This window comes from Pseudomonas quebecensis, assembly GCF_026410085.1.
GTDB classification, from domain to species: Bacteria; Pseudomonadota; Gammaproteobacteria; order Pseudomonadales; family Pseudomonadaceae; genus Aquipseudomonas; species Aquipseudomonas quebecensis.
This window is the reverse complement of sequence record NZ_CP112866.1, coordinates 3,363,064-3,387,654: the sequence shown is the minus strand read 5'-3', so window position 1 is coordinate 3,387,654 and position 24,591 is coordinate 3,363,064. Positions and strand designations below refer to the sequence as shown.

The 24,591-nt window shown below is 60.9% G+C and carries 24 protein-coding genes; 16 read left to right on the top strand and 8 right to left on the bottom strand.

The window, feature by feature from the left end; translation table 11 throughout:
* The first annotated feature begins 62 nt into the window (after window positions 1–62).
* The 5 genes from lpdA to OSC50_RS15685 all read left to right on the top strand — a co-directional run bounded on the left by lpdA (window position 63) and on the right by OSC50_RS15685 (window position 6,326).
* Window positions 63–1,499, top strand: coding sequence for a dihydrolipoyl dehydrogenase (gene lpdA, locus OSC50_RS15705; protein ID WP_181079970.1), 1,437 nt, complete (start codon window positions 63–65; stop codon window positions 1,497–1,499).
* Between the two features lie 204 nt (window positions 1,500–1,703).
* A complete protein-coding gene (gene sucC / locus OSC50_RS15700) occupies window positions 1,704–2,870 on the top strand; it encodes an ADP-forming succinate--CoA ligase subunit beta (RefSeq protein ID WP_060754516.1) in 1,167 nt (388 codons plus the stop codon).
* The gene (gene sucD / locus OSC50_RS15695) at window positions 2,870–3,751 is read left to right on the top strand and encodes a succinate--CoA ligase subunit alpha (RefSeq protein ID WP_003172813.1); all 882 of its coding nucleotides are present in this window, start codon (window positions 2,870–2,872) and stop codon (window positions 3,749–3,751) included. The genes sucC and sucD overlap by 1 nt, the downstream gene beginning before the upstream one ends.
* 350 nt (window positions 3,752–4,101) lie before the next feature.
* Window positions 4,102–5,415, top strand: a complete 1,314-nt coding sequence (gene brnQ / locus OSC50_RS15690) for a branched-chain amino acid transport system II carrier protein (RefSeq protein ID WP_181079969.1) — start codon at window positions 4,102–4,104, stop codon at window positions 5,413–5,415.
* Window positions 5,416–5,585: 170 nt separating this feature from the next.
* The gene (locus OSC50_RS15685) at window positions 5,586–6,326 is read left to right on the top strand and encodes a DUF599 domain-containing protein (protein WP_181079968.1); all 741 of its coding nucleotides are present in this window, start codon (window positions 5,586–5,588) and stop codon (window positions 6,324–6,326) included.
* 92 nt (window positions 6,327–6,418) lie between these two features.
* Here the strand turns inward: OSC50_RS15685 and OSC50_RS15680 are convergent, their stop codons facing one another.
* Complete coding sequence (locus OSC50_RS15680; protein WP_181079967.1) at window positions 6,419–6,661, bottom strand: hypothetical protein; 243 nt, start codon at window positions 6,659–6,661, stop codon at window positions 6,419–6,421.
* Between the two features lie 158 nt (window positions 6,662–6,819).
* Between OSC50_RS15680 and OSC50_RS15675 the strand changes: the two genes are divergently transcribed.
* From OSC50_RS15675 to OSC50_RS15660, 4 genes are all read left to right on the top strand, one after another.
* Window positions 6,820–7,296 (top strand): PaaI family thioesterase, encoded by a 477-nt coding sequence (locus OSC50_RS15675; protein ID WP_181079966.1) that lies wholly within the window; start codon window positions 6,820–6,822, stop codon window positions 7,294–7,296.
* Window positions 7,293–7,745, top strand: a complete 453-nt coding sequence (locus tag OSC50_RS15670) for a PaaI family thioesterase (RefSeq protein WP_266248654.1) — start codon at window positions 7,293–7,295, stop codon at window positions 7,743–7,745. The genes OSC50_RS15675 and OSC50_RS15670 overlap by 4 nt, the downstream gene beginning before the upstream one ends.
* Window positions 7,746–7,834: 89 nt before the next feature.
* Window positions 7,835–9,739, top strand: a complete 1,905-nt coding sequence (htpG, locus tag OSC50_RS15665) for a molecular chaperone HtpG (RefSeq protein ID WP_266248655.1) — start codon at window positions 7,835–7,837, stop codon at window positions 9,737–9,739.
* Between the two features lie 67 nt (window positions 9,740–9,806).
* Window positions 9,807–10,535: a dienelactone hydrolase family protein gene (locus OSC50_RS15660; RefSeq protein WP_181079963.1), complete on the top strand. Its 729-nt coding sequence runs from the start codon at window positions 9,807–9,809 to the stop codon at window positions 10,533–10,535.
* A gap of 99 nt (window positions 10,536–10,634) precedes the next feature.
* Here OSC50_RS15660 and OSC50_RS15655 read toward each other — a convergent pair whose 3' ends face one another.
* Both OSC50_RS15655 and OSC50_RS15650 read right to left on the bottom strand, forming a co-directional pair.
* Complete coding sequence (locus OSC50_RS15655) at window positions 10,635–11,501, bottom strand: pirin family protein (protein ID WP_266248656.1); 867 nt, start codon at window positions 11,499–11,501, stop codon at window positions 10,635–10,637.
* Between the two features lie 64 nt (window positions 11,502–11,565).
* The gene (locus tag OSC50_RS15650; RefSeq protein ID WP_181079961.1) at window positions 11,566–11,982 is read right to left on the bottom strand and encodes an OsmC family protein; all 417 of its coding nucleotides are present in this window, start codon (window positions 11,980–11,982) and stop codon (window positions 11,566–11,568) included.
* 137 nt (window positions 11,983–12,119) lie between these two features.
* Between OSC50_RS15650 and OSC50_RS15645 the strand changes: the two genes are divergently transcribed.
* On the top strand, window positions 12,120–13,148 hold the full coding sequence (locus tag OSC50_RS15645) for an amidohydrolase family protein (RefSeq protein ID WP_414704466.1): 1,029 nt from the start codon (window positions 12,120–12,122) through the stop codon (window positions 13,146–13,148).
* Between the two features lie 86 nt (window positions 13,149–13,234).
* On the opposite strand, the gene fabB is transcribed toward OSC50_RS15645, so the two are convergent.
* The 5 genes from fabB to OSC50_RS15620 form a co-directional block, all read right to left on the bottom strand.
* A complete protein-coding gene (gene fabB / locus OSC50_RS15640) occupies window positions 13,235–14,455 on the bottom strand; it encodes a beta-ketoacyl-ACP synthase I (RefSeq protein ID WP_003190033.1) in 1,221 nt (406 codons plus the stop codon).
* Between the two features lie 11 nt (window positions 14,456–14,466).
* A complete protein-coding gene (fabA, locus tag OSC50_RS15635) occupies window positions 14,467–14,982 on the bottom strand; it encodes a 3-hydroxyacyl-[acyl-carrier-protein] dehydratase FabA (protein WP_010211704.1) in 516 nt (171 codons plus the stop codon).
* 249 nt (window positions 14,983–15,231) lie between these two features.
* Window positions 15,232–17,133, bottom strand: a complete 1,902-nt coding sequence (locus OSC50_RS15630) for an ATP-binding protein (protein WP_181079959.1) — start codon at window positions 17,131–17,133, stop codon at window positions 15,232–15,234.
* On the bottom strand, window positions 17,130–18,059 hold the full coding sequence (locus tag OSC50_RS15625) for an ABC transporter substrate-binding protein (RefSeq protein WP_181079958.1): 930 nt from the start codon (window positions 18,057–18,059) through the stop codon (window positions 17,130–17,132). The genes OSC50_RS15630 and OSC50_RS15625 overlap by 4 nt, the downstream gene beginning before the upstream one ends.
* A gap of 1 nt (window position 18,060) precedes the next feature.
* A complete protein-coding gene (locus OSC50_RS15620) occupies window positions 18,061–20,181 on the bottom strand; it encodes a TonB-dependent receptor plug domain-containing protein (protein WP_349679101.1) in 2,121 nt (706 codons plus the stop codon).
* Between the two features lie 195 nt (window positions 20,182–20,376).
* Here OSC50_RS15620 and OSC50_RS15615 point away from each other — a divergent pair, with 195 nt between their 5' ends.
* From OSC50_RS15615 to OSC50_RS15590, 6 genes are all read left to right on the top strand, one after another.
* Window positions 20,377–21,402, top strand: coding sequence for an NAD(P)H-dependent glycerol-3-phosphate dehydrogenase (locus OSC50_RS15615; protein ID WP_181079957.1), 1,026 nt, complete (start codon window positions 20,377–20,379; stop codon window positions 21,400–21,402).
* 10 nt (window positions 21,403–21,412) lie between these two features.
* Window positions 21,413–21,760: a DUF4389 domain-containing protein gene (locus OSC50_RS15610; protein WP_253511633.1), complete on the top strand. Its 348-nt coding sequence runs from the start codon at window positions 21,413–21,415 to the stop codon at window positions 21,758–21,760.
* Window positions 21,757–22,206, top strand: a complete 450-nt coding sequence (gene sixA / locus OSC50_RS15605) for a phosphohistidine phosphatase SixA (protein WP_266248661.1) — start codon at window positions 21,757–21,759, stop codon at window positions 22,204–22,206. Before OSC50_RS15610 ends, sixA begins: the two co-directional genes overlap by 4 nt.
* Window positions 22,207–22,343: 137 nt before the next feature.
* Window positions 22,344–22,787: a hotdog fold thioesterase gene (locus OSC50_RS15600; protein WP_181079954.1), complete on the top strand. Its 444-nt coding sequence runs from the start codon at window positions 22,344–22,346 to the stop codon at window positions 22,785–22,787.
* A gap of 97 nt (window positions 22,788–22,884) precedes the next feature.
* The gene (locus OSC50_RS15595; protein WP_253511639.1) at window positions 22,885–23,688 is read left to right on the top strand and encodes an alpha/beta fold hydrolase; all 804 of its coding nucleotides are present in this window, start codon (window positions 22,885–22,887) and stop codon (window positions 23,686–23,688) included.
* Complete coding sequence (locus OSC50_RS15590) at window positions 23,685–24,539, top strand: alpha/beta hydrolase (protein WP_266248664.1); 855 nt, start codon at window positions 23,685–23,687, stop codon at window positions 24,537–24,539. Before OSC50_RS15595 ends, OSC50_RS15590 begins: the two co-directional genes overlap by 4 nt.
* Window positions 24,540–24,591: the final 52 nt, after the last annotated feature.

Below are 24,591 nucleotides of genomic sequence, written 5' to 3'. Positions count from 1 at the left end.
AGCGGGTGGGTTTCAAACTTGTAGCTTGCGGCTTGTAGCTTGTTGCTAAAAGGGAACCTTTTATGACACAGAAATTTGACGTTGTAGTGATTGGCGCGGGCCCTGGCGGCTACGTGGCCGCCATCAAGGCCGCACAACTGGGCCTCTCGACTGCTTGCATCGAAAAATACACTGACAAGGAAGGCAAACTGGCGCTGGGCGGTACTTGCCTGAACGTTGGCTGCATTCCTTCCAAGGCGCTGCTGGACAGCTCCTGGAAATTCCACGAAGCGCAGGACGGTTTTGCCATCCACGGCATCAACCACGCCGGCGTGACCATGGACGTCCCTGCGATGGTCGGCCGCAAGGCCAATATCGTTAAGGGCCTGACTTCCGGCGTTGCCACCTTGTTCAAGGCCAACGGCGTGACTTCCCTGCAGGGCCACGGCAAATTGCTGGCCGGCAAGAAAGTCGAAATCACCAAGCCTGACGGTTCGGTTGAAGTGATCGAAGCCGAAAACGTGATCCTGGCCCCAGGTTCCCGTCCGATCGACATTCCACCGGCCCCGGTAGACCAGAACGTGATCGTCGATTCGACCGGCGCCCTGGAATTCCAAGCCGTGCCTAAGCGCCTGGGCGTGATCGGCGCCGGCGTGATTGGTCTGGAGCTGGGTTCGGTGTGGTCCCGTCTGGGTGCTGAAGTCACCGTTCTGGAAGCATTGGATACGTTCCTGCTGGCTGCCGATACCGCAGTCTCCAAGGAAGCATTCAAGACCCTGACCAAACAGGGCCTGGACATCAAGCTGGGCGCTCGCGTAACCGGCTCGAAGGTCAACGGCGAAGAAGTGGTCGTGACCTACACCGACAAGGATGGCGAACAAACCATCACCTTCGACAAGCTGATCGTTGCAGTGGGCCGTCGCCCGGTGACCACCGATCTGCTGGCGGCCGACAGCGGCGTGAACATCGATGAACGTGGCTTCATCCACGTTGACGATCACTGCGCTACCACCGTTCCAGGCGTGTATGCCATCGGTGACGTGGTTCGCGGCATGATGCTGGCGCACAAGGCTTCCGAAGAAGGCATCATGGTGGTCGAGCGCATCAAGGGCCACAAGACCCAGATGAACTACGACCTGATCCCTTCGGTTATCTACACCCACCCGGAAATTGCATGGGTCGGCAAGAACGAACAGCAGTTGAAAGCTGAAGGCGTTGAAGTTAACGTCGGCACCTTCCCGTTTGCCGCTTCTGGCCGTGCCATGGCAGCCAACGACACCGGTGGTTTTGTCAAAGTCATCGCTGATGCCAAGACTGATCGCGTATTGGGCGTGCATGTGATTGGCCCAAGCGCAGCAGAACTGGTTCAGCAGGGCGCGATCGGTATGGAATTCGGCACCAGTGCCGAGGACCTGGGCATGATGGTCTTCTCCCATCCGACCCTGTCCGAAGCGTTGCACGAAGCAGCGTTGGCAGTGAATGGCGGCGCCATCCACATCGCCAACCGCAAGAAGCGCTAAGCGAGATAATAAGAAACCACGGCGGAGTTGCCCGTCGTGAGCCTTGCGCGCAAGACTCACCGCGGAATATCCGCTGGACGCAGCCTTGCGCAGCTTTACGGGCCATAAGCCCCGCAGGTTGCGCAAGCAGCAGTCACAGGTGGCGCGGCACTCATAATGAGCGCAGCGCCGAATGCGCAGTACCTAACGAAGACGGTAAAAAGCATGAATCTTCACGAGTATCAGGGTAAGCAGCTGTTCGCTGAATACGGCCTGCCAGTATCCAAGGGCTACGCAGTAGACACCCCGGAAGCAGCAGCAGAAGCTTGCGACAAAATCGGTGGTACCGAGTGGGTTGTCAAAGCCCAGGTCCACGCGGGTGGTCGCGGTAAAGCGGGCGGCGTTAAGCTGGTTCGCAGCAAAGAAGACGCCAAGGCCTTCGCACAGCAGTGGCTGGGCAAGCGTCTGGTGACTTACCAGACTGATGCCAATGGCCAGCCAGTCACCAAGATCCTGGTTGAATCGTGCACTGATATCGCTAAAGAGCTGTACCTGGGCGCTGTCGTTGACCGTTCGAGCCGTCGCATCGTGTTCATGGCGTCCACCGAAGGTGGCGTGGACATCGAAAAGATCGCTCACGAAACCCCAGAAAAAATTCTGAAAGCCACCATCGATCCACTGGTTGGCGCTCAGCCGTTCCAGGGGCGCGAGCTGGCTTTCCAGCTGGGCCTGGAAGGCAAGCAAGTTGCCCAGTTCGCCAAGATCTTCGTAGGTCTGGCCAAACTGTTCCAGGATCATGATCTGGCCCTGCTGGAAGTGAACCCGCTGGTGATCAAGGCCGACGGCGACCTGCACTGCCTCGATGCCAAGATCAACATCGACGCCAACGCCATGTACCGTCAGCCTAAGCTGAAGACTTTCCACGATCCGTCGCAAGACGATCCGCGCGAAGCGCACGCTGCCAAGTTCGAACTGAACTACGTAGCGCTGGAAGGCAACATCGGTTGCATGGTCAACGGCGCCGGCCTGGCCATGGGTACCATGGACATCGTCAACCTGCATGGCGGCAAACCAGCCAACTTCCTCGACGTGGGCGGTGGTGCTACCAAGGAACGCGTGACCGAAGCCTTCAAGATCATCCTGTCCGACGCCAACGTCGCTGCAGTACTGGTCAACATCTTCGGCGGCATCGTTCGTTGCGACATGATTGCCGAAGGCATCATCGGTGCAGTGAAAGAAGTCGGCGTTAAAATCCCGGTTGTTGTTCGCCTTGAAGGTAACAACGCTGAACTGGGCGCTAAAGTACTGGCAGAAAGCGGTTTGAACATCATCGCGGCTACCAGCCTGACCGACGCTGCTCAACAAGTTGTCAAAGCTGCGGAGGGCAAATAATGAGCGTCCTGATCAATAAAGACACCAAAGTTATCTGCCAGGGTATTACCGGTTCGCAAGGTAGCTTCCACACCCAGCAAGCCATCGAATACGGCACCAAGATGGTTGGCGGCGTAACACCGGGCAAAGGCGGCACCGAGCACCTGGGCCTGCCTGTGTTCAACACCGTGAAAGACGCTGTAGCCGCCACTGGCGCCACCGCCAGCGTGATCTACGTTCCGGCTCCTTTCTGTAAGGACTCGATCCTGGAAGCGGCATTCGGCGGCATCAAGCTGATCGTTTGCATCACCGAAGGCATTCCTACCCTGGACATGCTGGACGCTAAAGTTAAGTGCGACGAGCTGGGCGTGGTCCTGATCGGCCCTAACTGCCCAGGCGTGATCACTCCAGGCGAATGCAAGATCGGCATCATGCCAGGTCACATTCACTTGCCAGGTAAGGTCGGTATCGTTTCCCGTTCCGGCACCCTGACCTACGAAGCTGTGAAGCAGACCACTGACGCCGGTTTCGGTCAGTCGACTTGCGTCGGCATCGGCGGTGACCCGATCCCAGGCTCCAACTTCATCGACATCCTGAAGCTGTTCCAGGAAGACCCGAAGACCGAAGCGATCGTAATGATCGGTGAGATCGGCGGTTCGGCTGAAGAAGAAGCGGCTGCCTACATCAAGGCACACGTGACCAAGCCGGTTGTTTCCTACATCGCTGGTGTGACTGCCCCTGCGGGCAAGCGCATGGGCCATGCGGGCGCAATCATCTCTGGCGGCAAAGGCACTGCAGACGAGAAATTCGCTGCGCTGCAGGACGCAGGCGTTAAAACCGTGCGTTCGCTGGCAGACATCGGCAAGGCCCTGGCCGAGCTGACCGGTTGGGCTGTCAAGTAAGCTCCGCGCTTAACTGACGTTCCACCCACAAAGGCCACCTTCGGGTGGCCTTTGTGCGTCTTGGATGTACACGATCCAATGTGGGAGGGGACTTGCCCCCTCCCACAGGTGGTCGTATTGCCAAATTAAGTATGAAAACGCGACATCAAGATGTCGCTTATCGGACAGTACGCCCCGCAACAGTGCGTTTGTCAGCCTAATTCTGTACCCTGGCCGCCTCTTTATGCGCCCGCATCCCAAAAGGACGCTGCGCGCTGGAACGGTCGGTCCCCAAAAGGGCCGCCGGTATTTCCCTCATCCACAGGGAATCCCTCTCTAAATTCCGATTCAGCAGTGTGGTATTTCCTTAAATGAAAGTGTTGAAAAGCCAGGACATCCTGGCGTTGGGCTTCATGACTTTTGCCCTGTTTGTGGGCGCCGGCAACATCATCTTCCCGCCTATCGTTGGCTTGCAGTCCGGGCCTCACGTCTGGATGGCGGCGCTGGGCTTTCTGATCACGGCGGTCGGCCTGCCGGTGGTTACCGTAGTTGCCCTGGCAAAGGTCGGTGGCGGTATGGACGCGTTAAGCAGCCCGATCGGCAAGATCGCCGGTGGCCTGCTCGCGGCGGCGGCGTACCTGGCGGTAGGCCCGTTGTTCGCTACCCCGCGTACCGCGACCGTGTCCTTTGAAGTGGGCCTGGCGCCCTTGACCGGCGAAAGCCCGCTGGCGCTGTTCCTGTACAGCTCGGTGTACTTCCTGGTGGTGTTCTTTGTCTCCCTGTATCCCGGGCGCCTGTTGGACACGGTGGGGCGTTTTCTCGCGCCGCTGAAGATTATCGCGCTGGCTATCCTCGGCATCGCTGCGTTCGCCCTGCCGGCCGGCGATGTGGGTGTCGCTACCCCGGAATATGTCGCTGCGCCATTCTCCCAAGGGTTTATCAATGGTTACCTGACCATGGATACCCTGGGTGCGCTGGTATTCGGCATCGTCATCGTCAATGCGATTCGCTCACGAGGTGTCGAGTCTCCAAAGCTGATCACTCGCTACGCGATCATTGCCGGGCTGATTGCCGGTGTGGGCCTGGCGCTGGTATATGTCAGCCTGTTCCGTCTCGGCTCGGGCAGCCATGCCGTCGCAGCCGGTGCCAGCAACGGTGCGGCAGTGCTGCATGCCTATGTGCAACACACCTTCGGTTCCCTGGGCAGCGGCTTCCTGGCCGTGCTGATCTCCCTGGCGTGCCTGGTGACGGCGGTGGGCCTGACCTGCGCCTGCGCCGAGTACTTCAGCCGCGTGCTGCCCTTGTCCTACAAGACCCTGGTGGTAATCCTGGCGTTGTTCTCGCTGTTCGTATCGAACCTGGGCCTGACCAAGCTGATCGCGTTCTCGATCCCGGTGCTCACCGCGATCTACCCGCCGTGCATCGTGCTGGTGGCACTGAGCTTCTGCAAAGGCTTCTGGCAGGAGCAGGGGCGGATCGTCGGCCCGGTGATGCTGGTGTCGTTCATCTTCGGTTGCATTGATGCGCTCAAGGGCGCGGGCCTGGCGGATTGGTTGCCGGCGCAGTTGGCGAACCTGCCGTTGAGCGAGCAAGGCCTGGCCTGGCTGGTGCCGTCGGTGATGATTCTCGTTGTGGCGGTAGTGGTAGACCGTCTGCTCGGCAAGCGTAGCGAAGCGATCGCATAACGCGCCAGGTTCGAGGTTTACGGAAATGCCCCGTATCAATCGATACGGGGCATTTTTTATGCTTTATGAAACTACACCCTCTAGAGTTGGAAGGGATCAGTGTGGGAGGGGCTTGCCGCTCCCGCCGTCATAGCGCATTACGCCATCATTCACCCTGTCATAGGCCCCGCATGTCGTTCGTCGAAACCAATCAGATTCACCTGCTTGCCGCCCTCTGGTTCGTCCTGTGCTGGGGCGGCTATACCCGTTATGCCACCTGGAAAGCCCGAGACACCGCGTGTCTGGCCAGTGTGCTGCATCTTTACCGTGAAGACTGGATGCGTCGCATGTTGCTGCGTGACAACCGTATCGCCGACGCCAGCGTGATCGGCAACCTGGAGCGCAATGCCTCCTTCTTCGCCTCCAGCACCCTGATTATTCTCGCCGGTATTCTGACCGTGCTTGGCGCTTCCGAGCGCGCAGTGTCATTGCTGGCGGATATTCCCATGGTGCAGCAGGCCTCCCAGGGCATGTCGGAAATCAAGTTGCTGTGCCTGGCGCTGGTGTTTGTCTACGCGTTCTTCACGTTCAGCTGGTGCATGCGCCAATACAACTTCGCGGCGGTGCTGGTAGGGTCGGCGCCGATGATCGGCGAGCGGCATGTGTCTGAGCAGGAACGCAAGGCGTTTGCTTTGCGCGCGGCGCGTGTCATCTCAATGGCCGCCAATCAATTCAACTTCGGACTGCGTTCTTATTACTTCGGCATGACCATGCTTGCCTGGTTTGTCAGCCCCTGGTTGTTCATGTTGATGAGTGCCGGCGTGGTGTTCGTGCTGTATCGCCGCGAATTTCATTCCGACGTGCTGGAGGTGATGGTTTATACGCCAACCGACACGCCGTTAACGGAGCCGGTGAAGGACGCGGTGTCTTAACGCTGTAACCACTGGCGTTAAATACCAGGCAAAGTAAAGCCCGCTATATGAGCGGGCTTTCTTTTTGCAGCACGATTACTTCAAGCCAGGTCTCAGGAACCGGTGGCAGGTGCTGCTTCTTTTGCGGCGGCAGCGTTGGATTCGGCCTGAGCTTTGGCAGCATCGGCGTTTTCTTTCGCAGCGTCGTTCACTTTATCCTGAGCCTTGGCCATATCTTTCTGAGCTTGCTCAGAATGGGCAGCGGCGTCTTGGGCTTTGTCTTCGGATTTCTTGTCGCAGGCAGCCAGACCGAGAGCAGCGGCCAGCATCATGGAAATAGCTAAAGTCTTGCGCATGGGGTGTTTCTCCTTATTGAAGATATCTACTGGCCTTTCGAGCCTGAGGGTTCAGCATTAGTTCCTTTAATTACGCAGATATATAAACAGCACCCTGCCAGGAACTTTCGCCCGCACCCCGTACTCCGCGGATCAACACTAATAAGAGTCTGGACCGAATGAGCGAAAATCCATTGTTAGAGCGTGCCCGACGCTTCGTTTCGGCATTGCGCCATTGCCAGCTGTTGGGCATTACCGTTCATGAGGCCAATACCCAAGGCATGACGCTCATCCTGCCGTACGGCCCGGCGATCGTCGGCGACCCCCTGACCGGCGTGATACACGGTGGCGCGTTGACCTCGTTGATGGACACTGCCTGCGGCATGGCGACCCTGTGTGTACTGGCGGACTTCGAGGTATGCCCGACCCTAGACCTGCGCATCGACTACATGCACCCGGCGGCGCCTCACCAGCCGGTCTACGGCTTCGCCCAATGCTATCGGGTGACCACCGATGTGATCTTCACCCGTGGCGTTGCCTACCAGGAGGACCCGCAGCACCCCATCGCCCATGTAGTCGGTACATTCATGCGCATGGGCAAGCGTCTCAAGGGCACGCAGGGGCTGGGCGATACCCTCAAGGGAGCGCAGGCATGACCCATCGATTCAAGACCCGCCTTGAACAGGCCCATGCGCGCGGTGACTATACGGCGCTGCTCGAGTTGATTCCGTATGCCCAATTGATTGGCATTGAATGCACGCGCCTGGGCGATGAATTGTTGTTTCGCCTTCCGGCCAACAAAGACAACATTGGTAACCCCATTTTACCGGCCCTGCACGGCGGCGTGATCGCAGGCTTCATGGAGTTGGCTGCGGCGCTGCACCTGCTGGTGTTTACCGGTGCGCCGGGACTGCCGAAAATCATCGACTTTTCTCTGGATTACCTGCGCGCCGGCCAGTTTCGCGACACTTACGCCACTTGCCAGGTGTGGCGTCAGGGGCGTCGCGTGGCGAATGTGGCGATCACTGCGTGGCAAAGCACCGCCGCAGAGCCAATCGCCACTGCTCGAGCGCATTTCAAGATCGAGGACACGAGCCGCTCTTGAAATCCTGCTGTTAGCCCCCAACTTTGATGACAACCCGCCGCCAACCCGCAAGGGCGCGGCCACTGCCATCCAATTGGAGTTTGATGACCATGAGTGTGGAAACTCAAAAGGAAACCCTGGGCTTCCAGACCGAGGTGAAGCAACTGCTGCACCTCATGATCCATTCGCTGTATTCCAACAAGGAAATCTTCCTTCGCGAATTGATCTCGAACGCCTCTGACGCTGTCGACAAATTACGTTTCGAAGCCCTGTCCAAGCCCGAGTTGCTGGAAGGTGGCGCCGAACTGAAAATCCGCGTGAGCTTCGACAAGGACGCCAAGACCGTCACTCTCGAAGACAACGGTATCGGCATGAGCCGTGACGATGCGGTCACCCATCTGGGGACCATCGCCAAATCCGGCACTGCCGATTTCATGAAGAACCTGTCGGGCGATCAGAAGAAGGATTCGCACCTGATCGGCCAGTTTGGTGTGGGCTTCTATTCAGCCTTCATCGTGGCTGACAAGGTTGAAGTGTTCAGCCGTCGCGCCGGCCTCGACGCCAGCGAAGGCGTGCATTGGGCGTCGAAAGGCGAGGGCGAGTTTGAAATCGCCACGATCGACAAGCCAGAGCGCGGCACTCGTATCGTGTTGCACCTGAAGTCCGGTGAAGAAGAGTTCGCCGACGGCTGGCGCCTGCGCAACATCATCAAAAAGTACTCCGACCACATCGCGCTGCCGATCGAGCTGCCTAAAGAAAAGGCCGCCGCCGAAGGCGAAGAAACCCCGGCCCAGGAATGGGAAGTGGTCAACCGCGCCAGCGCGCTGTGGACCCGTCCTCGTACCGAAATCAAGGACGAGGAATACCAGGAATTCTACAAGCACATCGCTCACGATTACGAAAACCCGCTGAGCTGGAGCCACAACAAGGTCGAAGGCAAGCTGGAGTACAGCTCGCTGCTCTACGTGCCGGCTCGCGCGCCGTTCGATCTGTACCAGCGTGAAGCGCCCAAGGGGCTCAAGCTCTACGTGCAGCGCGTGTTCGTGATGGACCAGGCGGAATCCTTCCTGCCGCTGTACCTGCGCTTTATCAAAGGCGTGGTCGACTCCAATGACCTGTCGCTGAACGTGTCGCGGGAAATCCTGCAGAAAGACCCGATCATCGACTCCATGAAGTCGGCGCTGACCAAGCGCGTGCTCGACATGCTGGAAAAACTGGCGAAAAACGAGCCTGAGCAATACAAAGGCTTCTGGAAAAACTTCGGCCAGGTCATGAAAGAAGGCCCGGCGGAAGATTTCGCCAACAAGGAAAAAATCGCCGGCCTGCTGCGTTTTGCCTCGACTCAGGGCGAAGACGGTGAGCAGGTTGTGTCGCTGGCCGACTACCTGGCGCGCGCCAAGGAAGGCCAGGACAAGATCTACTACCTGACCGGCGAGACCTACGCGCAGGTCAAGAACAGCCCGCACCTGGAAGTCTTCCGCAAGAAAGGCATCGAAGTATTGCTGCTGACCGATCGTATCGACGAGTGGCTGATGAGCTACCTCAGCGAGTTCGACGGTAAGTCCTTTGTCGACGTGGCCCGTGGCGACCTGGATCTGGGCAACCTGGATTCCGAGGAAGACAAAAAAGCCGCTGAAGAGGTGGCCAAGTCCAAGGAAGGCCTGGTTGAGCGGATCAAGACTGCCCTGGGCGATGCCGTCAGCGAAGTGCGGGTTTCCCACCGCCTGACCGATTCCCCGGCGATCCTGGCCATTGGCGAACAGGACCTGGGCCTGCAGATGCGCCAGATCCTCGAGGCGAGCGGGCAGAAAGTACCGGATTCCAAGCCGATCTTTGAATTCAACCCCGCGCACCCGTTGATCGAGAAACTCGACGGCGAGCAGAGCGAAGAGCGTTTTGGCGACCTGTCGCACATCCTCTTCGACCAGGCGGCCCTGGCCGCTGGTGACAGCCTGAAGGACCCGGCCGCCTATGTGCGCCGACTGAACAAGCTGTTGGTTGAACTGTCGGTTTAACAACGTCGCAGGAAAAACCCGCTTCGGCGGGTTTTTTCGTTCTAGTGCACTTCAACTGGAGTAAATGATGAGCCAAGTCACCGTGCGTTCCGTGGTCTATCAGATAGATGGGCAATCGTATGAGAGTCGCCTGGCGTTCGATGCCAGCCACGTGGGCCCGCGACCGGGCCTGCTGATGGCGCCGAACTGGATGGGGGTGAGTGCCGGTGCTGAAGAGATCGCCAAAACCGTCGCCAGTCACGGCTACGTAGTGCTGATCGCCGACCTGTACGGGCAAACTGTGCGTCCCTCCAATGGCGATGAAGCCGGCGCGGCGATGATGCCGTTGAAGAACGACCGACCGCTGTTGAACAAACGTATGCAGGCAGCTTTCGAGCAACTGCAGAACCAGACGGAGGCGGCGGTTGATACATCGAAGCTGGCAACCTTCGGTTTCTGCTTTGGTGGCTGCTGCTCATTGGAATTGGCGCGTACGGGCGCACCTTTGAAGGCGGCGGTGTCCTTTCACGGCACCCTCGATACGCCGAACCCGGCGGATGCACGGAATATCAAGGGTTCCGTGCTGGTGTTGCACGGCGCTTCCGATCCCTTGGTCCCTAAAGAGCAACTGCCGGCGTTTGAAGATGAAATGAACGCCGCCGGTGTGGATTGGCAATTGCTCAGCTACGGCGGTGCGGTGCATTCGTTCACCGACCCGCACGCCAATGTGCCGGGCAAGATGATGTACGACGCGAAGACTGCCGCGCGGGCCTTCCAGTCGATGCACAACCTGCTGGATGAAGTGTTCAAGGGCTGAGTGTTCAGCGCCTGTTCCGGCGTCATCGGGGCGAGCTCCCCTCCCACACATGATTGGATTCAGATCGTCAAAATGTGGGAGGGGGCTTGCCCCCGATGGCTATCTCCCAGGCAACTCAATCCTTTCCGATTCCCCCGGAACCGTTGGCCAATCCCCAGCCGCCCAGCGCTGCCTGGCCTGCTCGATCAGCGCAGGATCACTCGCGACAAAATTCCAATTGATCCGCCTCGGCCCATCCAGCGGTGCTCCGCCCAACACCACCAGATGACAGTCGGATTCGGCTGACAACGTCATCGTCTCTCCCTTCGGCAACACTACCAGGCTATGGGCCTGTAACGGTTCGCCATCGAGTTGCGCCTCGCCCGCCAGCACATACACCGCACGTTCCTCATGCTCATCCGGGATCAGCAAGGTGGTGGCCGTCTGCATTCGCACCTCGGCATACAGGGTGGGCGACAGCACCGGTACCGGCGATTTGAGGCAGAAGCCAGTGCCGGCAATCAAGCGGATCTGCACGCCCAGTGAGTCGCTGAGCGGTAGGCTCGCCGCCGCGTGGTGGCTGTAATGCCCCGGCCCGGTTTCGTGGTCCCTCGGCGACGCCAGCCACACTTGCAGGCCATGCAGCGTAAAACCGCTGGCCTTGAGCGCCTCCGGCGTGCGCTCGACGTGGGCAATCGCGCTGCCGGCTGTCATCCAACTGACCTCGCCGGCTTGCACTACCTGATCGGAGCCCAGGCTGTCCTTGTGCTGCAAGGCGCCCTCGAACAGGTAGGTGAGGGTCGATAACCCGATATGCGGATGCTGGCGGATATTCATGCCGGTGCCTGGCGCGTAGCGCGTAGCCAGCATGTGGTCGAAGAATACGAAAGGCCCGACGCTTCGGCATTCGCGCGAGGGCAGCGGGCGCAGGATAGGCTGGCCCTCGACATCTTCCTGGCGAGGGCGGATCACGGTGAGGGTGGTCATGGTGCATCCCTGTCTGAGCGGGTTGGAATGCGCTGAGCATAACCCGCTCGACGGGAGGCTGCCGCTATTGGCTGAAAGCACCTTCGGAGAGGGTAGTCTCGATGTTGATGTCGGCGGTGGTCATCAGTTTGTGTACCGGGCAGCGGTCGGCCACACGATGCAGCTCATCGCGTTGCGCATCGGTGAGCACGCCCTTGAGGGTCAACTTGACGTTGAGCGTATATCGGCCTTTTTGCTCGTCGGTGGCATCGTGGGTCACTTCCACCGTCACGCCTGTCAGCGGAATATCTTTTTTCTGTGCGTAGAGCCTGACCGTCAGCGCCTTGCATGAGGCCAGCGCGGCGTCGAAATAATCGTGGGGGGAGGGCGCCGAATCGTCACCGCCCAGGCTTTTGGGCAGGTCGGTGAACAGTTCGTGGTGGTTGATATTGACGCTGTGGCGATAGTTTTCGGTGTTCAGCGTATTGACGATGACTGGCATGGCAAACCTCACAGTGACGGCAGGATAAAGGTCATGCAGTTATAGAGCATGCTGGCACTTAGGTGTTCCTGCTTTTTTCGCCGGATGAACCCGGCGAGGCATGCCAGGGTCTACCTGTATTCCCTGCCTGCCGAGAGATCACCGTGCCCTGGACCCGCTTGAGCCTTGCCCTGCTATTGGCCACCGGTAGCTTCACCGTGCAGGCCCGCGACTATGCCTACAGCGATGCGCACCTGCACTACGTGGACTTTTTCCAGGAAACCGCGGGCATGGACAAGCTGCTCAAGGCCATGGCGGAAAATCGCATCGACCATGTGATGATTTCAGGCGTTCCGGTCGCCAAGAAATGGCATGAAGACGAACCCAAGCGCCCACGCTACTACGCCGGTGATGACGCCGATGCGTATTGGTACAGCGCCACTGACGTGATTGTTGCGGCCGCCGTAAACACACTGAGCCCGGAGCAGCGTCGCCATTTTCATCCGTTTCTGTCCGGTTTCAACCCCAATGACAAGAACTCCGACGCGCATATCCAGCGCATGCTCGACCTCAATCCGGGCTTGTGGCAGGGCATTGGCGAGGTCTTCACCCGCCACGACGACCTGACCGCGCTGACCTCTGGCGACACCCCGCGCGCCAACAACGAGGCCATGACGCGCATTTACCACCTGGCGGCCGAAAACGACCTGCCGGTGCTGCTGCATTCCAACATCACCTCCAAACGCGAGCGCAACCCGCTGTACCTGGCCGAAGTCGAGGAGCCACTGCGCAATCATCCGCACACGCGGTTTATCTGGGCCCATGCCGGCGCCAGCAAGGAGATTCATCGGCATCAGGTACAGATGGATTTTTTGCTGCCCACCTTGAGCCGTCTGCTGGAGGCTTACCCCAATCTGTACATCGACCTGTCATGGAGCATGCTCACGCCTTACCTGCTGGACGAGTCGGGTAAACCGCGGCCGGAGTGGCTGGCCCTGGTGGAGCGCTTCCCGGAGCGCTTTATGCTGGGCTCTGACGTCGTCGGGCGCTTCAATAAACTGGGCAAGGAAATGCACCGCTTCGATCCCTTTCTTGACGCGCTGCCTGAAACGGTTGCCCGTAAGGTGGCGCGGGATAATTTCCTCGCCGTGCTGCCCAGGCACCTGCGTGATAACAGCGCTCCTTGAGCCCGCGCCCCTGCCAGGATTTTCCGTGGCCCATGAAAAAGCCCCGAACCAGTCGGGGCTTTTTCATGGGGAGCAACCTACAAGGCTTACTTGCCCTGCCAGCGCTTGAGCACCAGGGTAGCGTTAGTGCCACCGAAGCCGAAGCTGTTGCTCATCACGGTGTCGATCTTGGCGTTCTCGACGGTCTTGGTCAGGATCGGCATATCGGCGACGACCGGGTCGATCTCGTCGATGTTGGCCGAGCCGGCCATGAAGTTGCCTTCCATCATCAGCAGGCAGTAGATCGCTTCGTGAACGCCGGCGGCACCCAGGGAGTGACCGGACAGGCTCTTGGTAGAGCTGATTTTCGGTGCCTTGTCGCCGAATACCGCACGTACGCCTTCCATTTCCTTGGCGTCGCCGACCGGAGTCGAAGTACCGTGGGTGTTCAGGTAGTCGATTGGGGTGTCGACAGTGGACATCGCCATCTGCATGCAGCGGATCGCGCCTTCACCGCTTGGCGCAACCATGTCGTAGCCGTCGGACGTGGCACCGTAACCGACGATTTCCGCGTAGATCTTGGCGCCACGGGCCAGGGCGTGTTCCAGCTCCTCGACCACCACCATGCCGCCACCGCCGGCAATGACGAAACCGTCACGCTTGGCGTCGTAGGCACGGGAGGCTTTTTCCGGGGTTTCGTTGTACTGGGTGGACAGCGCGCCCATGGCGTCGAACAGGAACGACTGGCTCCAATGTTCTTCTTCACCGCCGCCGGCGAATACGATGTCCTGCTTGCCCAACTGGATCTGCTCGACTGCAGTGCCGATGCAGTGAGCACTGGTGGCGCAGGCGGAGGAGATCGAGTAGTTCACGCCCTTGATCTGGAACGGAGTGGCCAGGCAGGCCGAAACGGTGCTGCCCATGGTACGGGTCACACGGTACGGGCCGACACGCTTCACGCCTTTTTCGCGCAGGATGTCCAGCGCTTCCATCTGGTTCAGGGTGGATGCACCGCCCGAACCGGCGATCAGGCCGGTGCGCACGTTCGACACCTGGTCTTCGCTCAGGCCGGAGTCGGCAATCGCGTCTTTCATGGCCAGGTAGGCGTAGGCGGCGGCGTGGCCGACGAAGCGGTAGATCTTGCGATCAATCAATTCTTCGAGGGGCAGGTCGATGGAGCCGGAAACCTGGCTACGCAGACCCATTTCGGCATATTCCGGGTTGAAGCGGATGCCAGGGCGACTTGCACGCAGGTTAGCGGTGACGGTCTCTTTGTCATTGCCCAGGCAAGAAACGATGCCCAGACCAGTGATAACGACGCGGCGCATGCGGATAACCCTTAAAAGTTGTCAGTGGAAGTGAATACGCCGACCCGAAGGCCTTCGGCAGTATAGATCTCGCGACCGTCGACGCTCACCGAACCATCGGCGATGGCCAGGTTCAGCTTGCCCTTGAGGACGCGCTTGATTTGAATGTTATAGGTGACTTTCTTCGCGGTCGGCAGGACCTGTCCGAAGAATTTCACTTCGCCCGAACCCAGGGCACGGCCGCGCCCCGGCAGGCCTTGCCAACCGAGGAAGAAACCGACCAACTGCCACATGGCGTCGAGGCCCAGGCAACCTGGCATCACAGGATCGCCTTCAAAATGGCAGGCGAAGAACCATAGGTCCGGGGTGATATCCAGCTCGGCGACCAATTCACCTTTGCCGTACTTGCCACCTTCTTCGCTGATATGGGTGATGCGATCCACCATCAGCATGTTGGGGGCGGGCAGTTGCGCGTTACCTGGGCCGAACAGCTCACCGCGACTGCAGCGCAGCAGGTCTTCCCGGGTAAAGGCGTTTTGTTTGGTCATGCGAGCTCCTCAATAATCCCATGCGGCAGGGTAGGGTAGATCTTCCCGAACCGAATGAAGCGTTCATGCCTCATGTCGGCAGCCTACACATAGACTATTGCGTTGTAGTGAAAGTCACAGCGTCAAGGTACTCAATGTACACATGTTCACTGAAATGTTAAACCGGGCCCGTTCAAGGGCCCATTTGGGTGCCTAAGACTGCCGCACTTTCGTCTTTCACGCCAGTCGCAGTTGGCTCATCGCGCGGCATTACTGCACCCAGCGCTGCAGGATTTGCTGCAGATCGGTACGTTTGAACGGCTTGGCCAGGTAATCGTTCATTCCCGCCGCCAGGCAAGCTTCACGGTCGCCCTGCAAGGCGTTGGCGGTCAGGGCAATGATGGGCAGGTCGGCGCAGCCGGGTAACCGGCGAATCTGCCGAGTGGCTTCGTAACCATCGATCAGCGGCAGGCGGCAATCCATCAGGATCGCCGTGAAAATCAGGCTTTCGGCGCTGCGGATGGCTTCGGCGCCGTCGGTGGCCAGGCTCACCTCGTACCCGAGGCTGCGCAGCATGGCTTCCACCACGGTGCGGTTGACCGGATTGTCCTCCACCAGCAGCACGTGACGGCCTTCGCCGGCGGCGCCTTTGCGCTCGGCATCGGGGGGAGCGGAGGGCAGGCTGTGCTGGTCGATGGCCAGCGGGAGCTCAAGGGTAAACACCGAGCCACGGCCTTCTTCACTCTGGGCGCGCAGTGTGCCGCCCATGCGTTCGGCCAGCGTACGCGCGATGGGCAGGCCCAGGCCCGTGCCGCCGTAGCGCCTGGATATGGAGCTGTCGGCTTGCTGGAACGCATCGAACATCAGTTCCAGGCGTTCGGCGCAAATTCCGATTCCGCTGTCGCGCACGGTGCAGGTAAACCACACCAGCTCATGGTCGAGGGTCTGCCAATGGGGTTCGACGCTCACGCTGCCCTGCTCGGTGAACTTCAATGCGTTGCCGATCAGGTTCACCAGAATCTGCCGGATACGCGTGGGGTCGCCCCGCACCCGCAGCGCCTCCATGCCCGGCGGGATCGGCAGTCGCAGCGCCAGCCCGCGCTGCTGGGCGCTGTGCTGGAAGGCTTGGGCGCAGCTGTTGATCAGGTCGGCCAGGTTGAAGGGGATATGTTCCAGCTCCAGGGCCGCCCGTTCGATGCGCGAGAAATCGAGGATGTCGTTGATCACCTTGAGCAAATGCTCGGTGGATTCGGAGGCCAGCGCCGCATATTCGGTCTGTTCCTCGGTCATCTCGGTGGTTTCCAGCAACTGCAGCATGCCCAGCACGCCGTTCATCGGAGTGCGCAATTCATGGCTCATCATGGCCAGGAAATCCGATTTGGCGTTATTCGCGCGCTCGGCCTCTTCGCGGGTCTGGATCAATTGGGCCATGGCCTGCTGTTGTTCGCGACTGGCCTGGTTGAGGCCTTCGGCCAGGTTGTTGATATGCCGCGACAGATCGCCCAGCTCCGAGTCATCCACGATCGGCAGCGCGGTCTTGTAGTGGCCCTGCTGGATAGCTTTTACCGCAGTGCCCATGGCGCTGATCGGCTGCGACAGGCTGGCGGCCAGGCGCCGGGCCAGCAGGAAGGTAAACAGCAGCGTGAACAGCGCCAGGATGCCGGCCTTGAGCAGGATCTCCTGCTGGCGCTGGCTGAACGCATCGTTGGACATACCGACGATGACCCGACCCAGGTAGTCGGCACGCGGCGCCTTGGTTTCGTTGAGGTTGTCCTGAAAAAAGTCGTTGCCCAGCTGGATATGCTGCAGGCGAATCGGCGCCTGGAACACTTTTACCGACAGCGAGCGATCATGTTTTTCCGAAGGCTGTTCGACGTACACCAGAATATTCTCGGTGCTGTCCTGAATCTCCAGGAAACGTACATGAGGCGTCGCCAGCGTGGCGCGCAGCAGGCTCTCGAGCACGTCGGTGTTGCCGGAAATCACCCCATATTCAGTGGCCGGCGCCAACTGGTTGGCGATCAGTTGCCCGGTGTGGTCCAGCTCCTGGCGCAGGTCCTGGATGCGCACGAAGGTAAAGAAGCTGATCAGCAGCAATGTCAGCACCAGCGCCGGGCCCAGGGTAATGAGCTGGGTACGGGTATTGATGTCCCAACGACGGCGCAGGGTCATGGGCGTTTTTCTCCTTCGGCCAGTTGCGCCGCGACCTGGGCTTCATCGACCTGTTCGATCCCCAGCGAGCGCGCCACTTGGGCATTGCCCACCACTTTGAAATGGTCCGGGTACACCGAGCGCGGCCAGTTGGCGGGGGCATGGTCGAGCAAACGGTCGAGTACCGCCAGCCAGTCGGTCTGGTCGCTGTAAGTGCTGGCCAGGCTGCCGGCCCGCACAAAGCCGGCGTTGGGGCCCACCAGCGGCAGTTGCTGGGCGTAGCTGCTCAACAACAGGTTTTTTGCGGTTTTCGGGTTGTACAGCTGTGGGTCATCCAGGCCCAGCAGTACGTCGCTGTTCCTGAACAGGCTTTGCAGAGGGCGACTGTCACTGGTGTTGTCCCAACGCTGGGGCACGATTTCCAGGTTCAGGGGGGCGGCATGCTGACGCAGTTCGGGCAGCAGGAACTCGCTTTCGGCGCCATACAGAACGCCGATCCGGCGTGCCTGGGGCAGGATGCGCGTAATCAGGCGCAGTTGGCGCGCCAGCGGCGGGTCGCTCCATAGCAGGCTGACATGGGCATGTTGCGCAGCGCCCGGGTGCTGATGTGCTTGCAGCCGGCTGATGCGCAGCACCAGCGTCGGTGGGCCCTGATCGTCCTGCAGGCGCCAGTCGAGACTGGGCAGGTCGAGCAGGATCAAGCGTGTGCTGGCGGGCAGGCGGCCGGGCGCGGGTAAGTCTTTGAGCGGGGTGAACGTCACATGGTCTTCGGGGCGTTGCCGCGCCAGGGCCTGAGTAAAGGCCTGCACCCCGTCACTGTCTTCGGCGGCCGTCAGCAATACCTCGGCGGCCCATGCCGGTGCAGCCAGCAGCAGGCACGCCAGCAACGAACAGCGGCGCCAGAGCGCGGAGATGAAGGAGAAGGTCATCCGTGACGGGGCGGCCATGCTAGAACTCCAGCTCCGCACTGAAGTACAGCACGTGGCGCTGGTCATAGGTGTTGTCGGCCCATGTGGTGGGCTGGTCGTCGAGGCGCTGCTGCAGCATGCCGGCCAGTTCCACATTGGCTTTGCCCAAGGCAATGCGTTTGGCCACGCGCAGGTCGACCCGTTCGAAGCGGTACTGGTTGAGGGCGTCGTCGCCATAGTAGAACAGCGCGCTGGACCAGCCGCGACCCCATTCACGCAGCCAGCCGGCCGAGCCACTGTTGCGTGCGGTTTGCGCCTTGTCCCTGGGGTTGCTGGCGGTGGCGTCGACGTACGCATAGGTCATGCGCAGGCGGTCGGCGTTGCTGACGCGCCAGTCCAATTGGGTTTCGGCGCCGGTGAACCGCGAACTGTTGGCGTTGCTGGCGATGTATTGGTTATTGCGCAGCGGCGAGCTGATCATGTCGGTGATCTCGTCATAGAACAGCTTCACGTCCATGTTCAGGCCGACGTCGGCGAAAAACCCGTTGTAACCCAATTCCCGTGAGCGCATCAGCTCTTTATCGAGGTTGCCGGGGCCACGTGTTTTTACGAAGTATTGCGCGGAGCTTTGTCCGAACGCCGGCGAGCTCAAGTTAGTGACGCGGTAGCTCCAGTTGACGTTGTTCTCGAACATGTCCGGCGAGCGGATCGCCTCGGAGTACACCGCGCGCAGGCCGTGACGCGGGTTGATCAGGTAGTTGACCGCCACCCGGGGCGTCAGCGAATTGCCGCTCAGGTGAGTGTCTTCATACATGGCGCCACCCTGCAGCAACCAGTGTTCGCTGGCGCGCCATTCCAACTGGCCGAACAGGCGCCAGGTGGTGTCGTCCAGGGTGCCGTTGAAATAGGTGTCGGAGTCGGCACGGTCATAGCGATAGTTCATGCCACTGACCAGGCGCAGGCTGTCGGACAGGCTGAGGGTGTCCTGAATCTCCAGGTCGTAGCGGCTTTCCCGGGTGCTCTGGTCGATGTCGCCGCATACGCTCTGGTTGGCGCCGTTGCGCCATTGGTCCAGCACCTGGTTGGCCAGCGCCTGCTCGGCGGCGCTGCCTGGCGGGGCGCTGCCCTGGCTGTAGGTGTCCATATGCCGGGCCAGCTTTTCCGCGTAATTGGGGTTCAGTTGCCACAGCTGGGTCAGTTCCGGGCTGAATGAGACCTTGGCGTCGCAGGCTTTCCAGATCTGCCGGCGGTCCCACCGTTGAGCGGAGCCCTGGATATACAAACTGTGTTCCGGGTTGAAGTCGAAATTCCAGCGCAGGGAACCGGCGTAGTCCTTGGACGTGACGTCGGAATTGGTACCGCCCTCGGTAATGCCGGCGAAGACCGGGCTGTAGGTGTAAGGGCGCTGGTTGGTGCCTTCCTTCGCATCCAGTTGCCAGTCGATGCTCTGCTGCGTATTCAAGGTCTGGCTTACGGCCAGGCTGAAGCGGTTGAGGCGACGGCCATCGCGGCGGTCGGCACCGGCGGCATCGCTGTCGAAACCATCATCTTGTTGCCCGGACAGCGACAGGCGCAGGTCGCCGGTTTCCCAGCCCGCGCCCTGGCTGGCATAGAAGTCGTTGATGCCGCGCTCGCCGCGAATCACTTTGACCCGCGAGCCATGGCTGTTGGCCGGTGAGCGCGTGAGGATATTGACCACCGCCATCAAGGCATTGGCGCCGTAGCTGACGGTGTTGGGGCCACGGAACACCTCGATGCGCTCGATATCTTCCATGGCCACCGGAATATCGCTCCAGTCCACTGTGGCCAGGCCTGCGCGGTATACCGAGCGGCCGTCGATCAACACCTGCATGCGCCGGGCGTCGCTGGCGCTGGTGCCGTGGTAGTTTACCGCCGCCTGGTTGCCGGTGGTGTAGCCGACCATCATGCCGGGCACCAGGCGCAGCAGCTCGCTGATGTCGCGCGCACCGCTGGCCTTGATCAATTCGCTGTCGATCACCGTCATGCTGCCGGGCACGGCGGCGGCCGACTGCTTGAGGCGCGTGGCGGTCAATACCTGCGGCAGCGGCTGGCTGTCGAGGAACAAGTCGTCAGCCAGTGCAGCACTGCTGCACAGCAGCATCAGCAGAAGAGACGAACGGGGAGGAGGGCGCAGATGCACGGTGCGGCCTTGATCATGACGGATAGCCACCCATGTTAACCGAGGCGCGGCCATTTGCCAGTCGTCGCCCCTGCAATTACTTCACCTACCCGTGGCATTTTCCGACAAGCGCGCGAATCGACAGGGGGGCTGGCCGCAGGCGGGTCGCTCCGTATAATGCCGCCATCGCCACTGGTATGGATTAACGGATTGCATATGACTCAACAGCGCCCTATTGCGGTCCTGGGAGGCGGAAGTTTTGGGACCGCCGTGGCAAACCTGCTGGCCGAGAACGGCCATGCGGTGCGCCAGTGGATGCGTGATCCCGAGCAGGCCGAGGCCATTCGTGTACACCGCGAAAACCCCCGTTACCTCAAAGGCATCAAGATTCACCCGGCAGTCGAGCCGGTCACCGATCTGCTGGCTACCCTCACGGACTGCGAGCTGTGCTTCGTCGCGCTGCCGTCCAGCGCCTTGCGCACGGTGCTGGCGCCCCATGCCGAGCGTCTCGCGGGCAAGCTGCTGGTCAGCCTGACCAAGGGCATCGAAGCGCAGACCTTCAAGTTGATGAGCGAGATCCTTGAAGAAATCGCGCCCCAGGCGCGCATTGGTGTGCTGTCCGGGCCGAACCTGGCGCGGGAGGTGGCCGAGCACGCGCTGACCGCTACCGTGGTGGCCAGCGCCGACGAAGCGCTCTGCGAGCGTGTCCAGGCGGTGCTGCATGGTCGCACGTTCCGCGTTTATGCCAGCAGCGACCGTTTTGGTGTCGAATTGGGCGGCGCGTTGAAAAACGTCTACGCGATCATCGCCGGCATGGCGGTGGCGTTGGGCATGGGGGAAAACACCAAGAGCATGCTGATCACCCGCGCCCTGGCGGAAATGACCCGCTTCGCGGTGAACCAGGGCGCCAACCCTATGACGTTCCTCGGGCTGGCCGGCGTGGGCGATCTGATCGTCACCTGCTCCTCGCCCAAAAGCCGCAATTATCAGGTGGGGTTTGCCCTGGGCCAGGGCTTGAGCCTGGATGAGGCGGTCACGCGCCTGGGCGAAGTGGCCGAAGGGGTCAACACGCTCAAGGTTCTCAAGGCCAAGGCTCAGGAGGCCGGGGTGTACATGCCGTTGGTCGCCGGGTTGCACGCTATCCTGTTTGAAGGGCGCACCTTGGACCAAGTGATCGAGCTGCTGATGCGGGCCGAGCCCAAAACCGATGTCGACTTTATTTCCACCAGTGGTTTCAACTGAGGAACGCACCATGAACGATCCCAAAGCTGCTCCCAAGTACGAATCCATCGGCCTGCGCATCCTGTGGATGCTGGTGTTCGCCCTGGTCTGGCAGGTGGCGCAGTTCCTGCTCGGTGCGCTGGTAGTGGTGCAACTGGTTTATCGCCTGATCTACGGCGCGCCGAACCTGGGCCTGATGAATTTTGGCGACAGCCTCAGCCAGTTCCTTGCACAGATCGGCCGGTTCGGCAGCTTTCATACCGAGCAAAAGCCCTGGCCGTTCGCCGACTGGCCGGCGCCACGCGCACCCGAAGGCGAGGCGCCCCACAGCGTGCCGGCGGCGCCGCACCCGGTGCGCGATGAAGAGCCGAAATTGTGAAGCTGTGGATCCTGCGTCACGGTGAGGCCGAAAGCCAGGTGCGCACCGACGCCGAACGCAACCTCACCGAGCATGGCCGCGCAGAGGTGCTGCGCAGCGCCGCACGGTTGATCGGCCACCCCCTCGACGCGATCATCGCCAGCCCTTACACACGGGCGCAGCAAACCGCTCAGCTGGTGCGCGAGGCGCTGGGGTTTGAGCCGGATATTGACACCGTGCCGTGGCTGACGCCCGAAGGCGATCCGCGGCAAGTGCTGGCCCACCTCGACGGCGAGCAGAACGTGCTGCTGGTCAGCCATCAGCCGTTGGTGGGCAATTTGATCAGCTTCCTCCAGCACGGCCATTGGCGCCAACCGCAGCCGATGTACACCGCCAGCCTGGCGCAGTTGGAAGGCGAGTTCTTGCTGGCGGGGTCGATGAGGCTGGTGAGCGTGCAAAACCCCTAGCGGTGCGAACGCCTTCCTCGCGTTAACCCGCATCATCAATGCGACTTATGGCGCACATTTACACGCCCGGAGCGCGCGCATCGAGACGATTGTGTGGCAGGATTGGGGTCATCATAAAAATACCAAAGGACACCTGCATGAGCCTGTGGCGCACCCAACCGAATATCGAACACCTCAACGCCAGCCAGAAAAACACCATCGGTGAATTGCTGGATATCCGCTTCGAAAGTTTCGACCACGAGTCCCTGACCGCGAGCATGGTGGTTGACGCGCGCACGCATCAACCTTTCGGCCTGCTGCACGGCGGCGCGTCGGTGGTGCTGGCCGAGAGCATCGGCTCGATGGCGGCCTACCTGTGCGTCGACACCAGCAAATACTACTGCGTGGGCCTGGAAGTGAATGCCAACCACCTGCGCGGTGTGCGCAGCGGCCGGGTGACGGCGGTGGCCAGGGCTGTGCATATCGGGCGCAGCACCCAGGTGTGGGATATTCGCCTGAGCAACGAGGAAGGCAAGGCCACATGCATATCGCGCCTGACCATGGCGGTGGTGCCGCTGGGCGAGAACCCACCGGCCCGATAGGCGTGGCGTGAGTGTCACCATTCCTGGCAGTTACAGTCATTGCTGTGCCGGCCGTGCGTGATGACAATCAAGTCCTGATATTGCAGATGGATCCGGTATGTCGCAGCACGTGTTTTTCGCTCACGCCAATGGCTTCCCTTCGGCTACCTACGGCAAGTTGTTTGCCGCGCTGGCGCCGGAATATACCGTGGCGCACCTGCCGCAGCATGGTCACGATCCACGGTTTCCGGTGGACGATAACTGGCACAACCTGGTGGATGAACTGATCCACCATTTGGAGCAACAGCCGCAGCCGGTATGGGGCGTGGGCCATTCCCTGGGGGGCGTGCTGCATTTGCACGCCGCCCTGCGTTGCCCGCAGCTGTATCGCGGGGTGGTCATGCTCGACTCTCCGGTACTGACCCGCGCCGACCGCTGGGTGATCCGCGCCGCCAAGCGCTTCGGGTTTATCGACCGCCTCACCCCGGCCGGGCGCACCCTGGGTCGGCGCGAGGAATTCGCCGACCTGGACGCCGCGCGCAGCTATTTCTCCGGCAAGACCCTGTTTCGTGGCTTCGACCCGGACTGCTTCGAGGCCTACCTGCAACATGGCCTGCAACCGGTGGGCGACCGCTTGCGCCTGCGCTTCGACCCGGCCACCGAGATCAGCATCTACCGTGGTGTACCCCATACCAGCCCCGGCCAGGTGCGCCAGATGAAAGTACCGCTGGCGGTGGTGCGCGGCCGGCAGAGCCGCGTCGTGATGCGTCACCATGCCAGCGGCGTCGGCCGCCTGCCCCTGGGGGAAATGCTCACCATGCCCGGCGGCCATATGTTCCCGCTGGAACGCCCGCAGGACACCGCCACCCTGATCAAAACCCTGTTTGCCCGCTGGGACGCCCGTGAGCGCAGCTGCGCATGAGCTCGCCGGTCGAAGAAGTGCGCCTGAGCCTGCCTCATATCGAGTTGGCCGCCCATCTGTTCGGTCCCGAGGACGGGGTGCCGGTCATCGCCCTGCATGGCTGGCTGGACAATGCCAACAGCTTCGCGCGCCTGGCGCCGAAGTTGACAGGGCTGCGCATCGTGGCCCTGGACATGGCCGGCCACGGGCACTCGGCGCACCGCCCGCCGGGCGCTGGCTACGCCCTGTGGGATTACGTCTACGATGTGCTGCAAGTGGCCGAACAGTTGGGCTGGAAACGTTTTGCATTACTTGGCCACTCCCTCGGTGCCATTGTCTCACTGACGCTGGCCGGCGCCTTGCCTGAGCGCATCACGCAGCTGGGCCTGATCGACGGCGTGATCCCGCCCACTGCCCCTGGCGAGAACGCGGCCGAGCGCCTGGGCATGGCGTTGCAGGCGCAATTGAACCTGCGGGACAAACGCAAACCGGTGTACGGCACCCTGGAGCGTGCAGTCGAGGCCCGGATGAAGGGCTTGGTGGCTGTGAGTCGTGAAGCTGCACAATTGCTGGCCCAGCGTGGGTTGATGCCGGTACCTGGCGGTTACACCTGGCGCACGGACAGTCGCCTGACGCTGGCTTCACCGATGCGTCTGACCGACGACCAGGCCATGGCCTTCGTACGGCGAGTCAATTGCCCTGCGCAATTGGTGGTGGCTGCCGACGGCATGCTGGCGAAACATCCCGAATTGCTTTCCGAGCTACCCTTTACAGTGACGACGCTGCCGGGCGGCCATCATTTACACCTGAATGATGAGTCCGGCGCGGTCCTTGTTGCAGACTGTTTCAATCGGTTCTTCTCCGCGCCTTGACTTGGGGCGGTCAACTGCCGAGGCTGGGCGGATTGAAAGGGAGTCAACCATG

Excerpts from the sequence above, each read along its gene's own strand:
- fabB (WP_003190033.1), bottom strand. The coding sequence starts at position 14,455 with ATGCGCCGCGTCGTTATCACTGGTCTGGGCATCGTTTCTTGCCTGGGC.
- OSC50_RS15650 (WP_181079961.1), bottom strand. The coding sequence starts at position 11,982 with ATGCCAGTCATCGTCAATACGCTGAACACCGAAAACTATCGCCACAGC.
- sucC (WP_060754516.1), top strand. The coding sequence starts at position 1,704 with ATGAATCTTCACGAGTATCAGGGTAAGCAGCTGTTCGCTGAATACGGC.
- OSC50_RS15675 (WP_181079966.1), top strand. The coding sequence starts at position 6,820 with ATGAGCGAAAATCCATTGTTAGAGCGTGCCCGACGCTTCGTTTCGGCA.
- OSC50_RS15610 (WP_253511633.1), top strand. The coding sequence starts at position 21,413 with ATGAACGATCCCAAAGCTGCTCCCAAGTACGAATCCATCGGCCTGCGC.
- OSC50_RS15590 (WP_266248664.1), top strand. The coding sequence starts at position 23,685 with ATGAGCTCGCCGGTCGAAGAAGTGCGCCTGAGCCTGCCTCATATCGAG.
- OSC50_RS15670 (WP_266248654.1), top strand. The coding sequence starts at position 7,293 with ATGACCCATCGATTCAAGACCCGCCTTGAACAGGCCCATGCGCGCGGT.
- OSC50_RS15625 (WP_181079958.1), bottom strand. The coding sequence starts at position 18,059 with ATGGCCGCCCCGTCACGGATGACCTTCTCCTTCATCTCCGCGCTCTGG.
- OSC50_RS15680 (WP_181079967.1), bottom strand. The coding sequence starts at position 6,661 with ATGCGCAAGACTTTAGCTATTTCCATGATGCTGGCCGCTGCTCTCGGT.
- OSC50_RS15630 (WP_181079959.1), bottom strand. The coding sequence starts at position 17,133 with ATGACCCTGCGCCGTCGTTGGGACATCAATACCCGTACCCAGCTCATT.
- lpdA (WP_181079970.1), top strand. The coding sequence starts at position 63 with ATGACACAGAAATTTGACGTTGTAGTGATTGGCGCGGGCCCTGGCGGC.
- OSC50_RS15595 (WP_253511639.1), top strand. The coding sequence starts at position 22,885 with ATGTCGCAGCACGTGTTTTTCGCTCACGCCAATGGCTTCCCTTCGGCT.
- OSC50_RS15600 (WP_181079954.1), top strand. The coding sequence starts at position 22,344 with ATGAGCCTGTGGCGCACCCAACCGAATATCGAACACCTCAACGCCAGC.
- sucD (WP_003172813.1), top strand. The coding sequence starts at position 2,870 with ATGAGCGTCCTGATCAATAAAGACACCAAAGTTATCTGCCAGGGTATT.
- htpG (WP_266248655.1), top strand. The coding sequence starts at position 7,835 with ATGAGTGTGGAAACTCAAAAGGAAACCCTGGGCTTCCAGACCGAGGTG.
- OSC50_RS15685 (WP_181079968.1), top strand. The coding sequence starts at position 5,586 with ATGTCGTTCGTCGAAACCAATCAGATTCACCTGCTTGCCGCCCTCTGG.
- brnQ (WP_181079969.1), top strand. The coding sequence starts at position 4,102 with ATGAAAGTGTTGAAAAGCCAGGACATCCTGGCGTTGGGCTTCATGACT.
- OSC50_RS15615 (WP_181079957.1), top strand. The coding sequence starts at position 20,377 with ATGACTCAACAGCGCCCTATTGCGGTCCTGGGAGGCGGAAGTTTTGGG.
- fabA (WP_010211704.1), bottom strand. The coding sequence starts at position 14,982 with ATGACCAAACAAAACGCCTTTACCCGGGAAGACCTGCTGCGCTGCAGT.
- OSC50_RS15660 (WP_181079963.1), top strand. The coding sequence starts at position 9,807 with ATGAGCCAAGTCACCGTGCGTTCCGTGGTCTATCAGATAGATGGGCAA.
- OSC50_RS15655 (WP_266248656.1), bottom strand. The coding sequence starts at position 11,501 with ATGACCACCCTCACCGTGATCCGCCCTCGCCAGGAAGATGTCGAGGGC.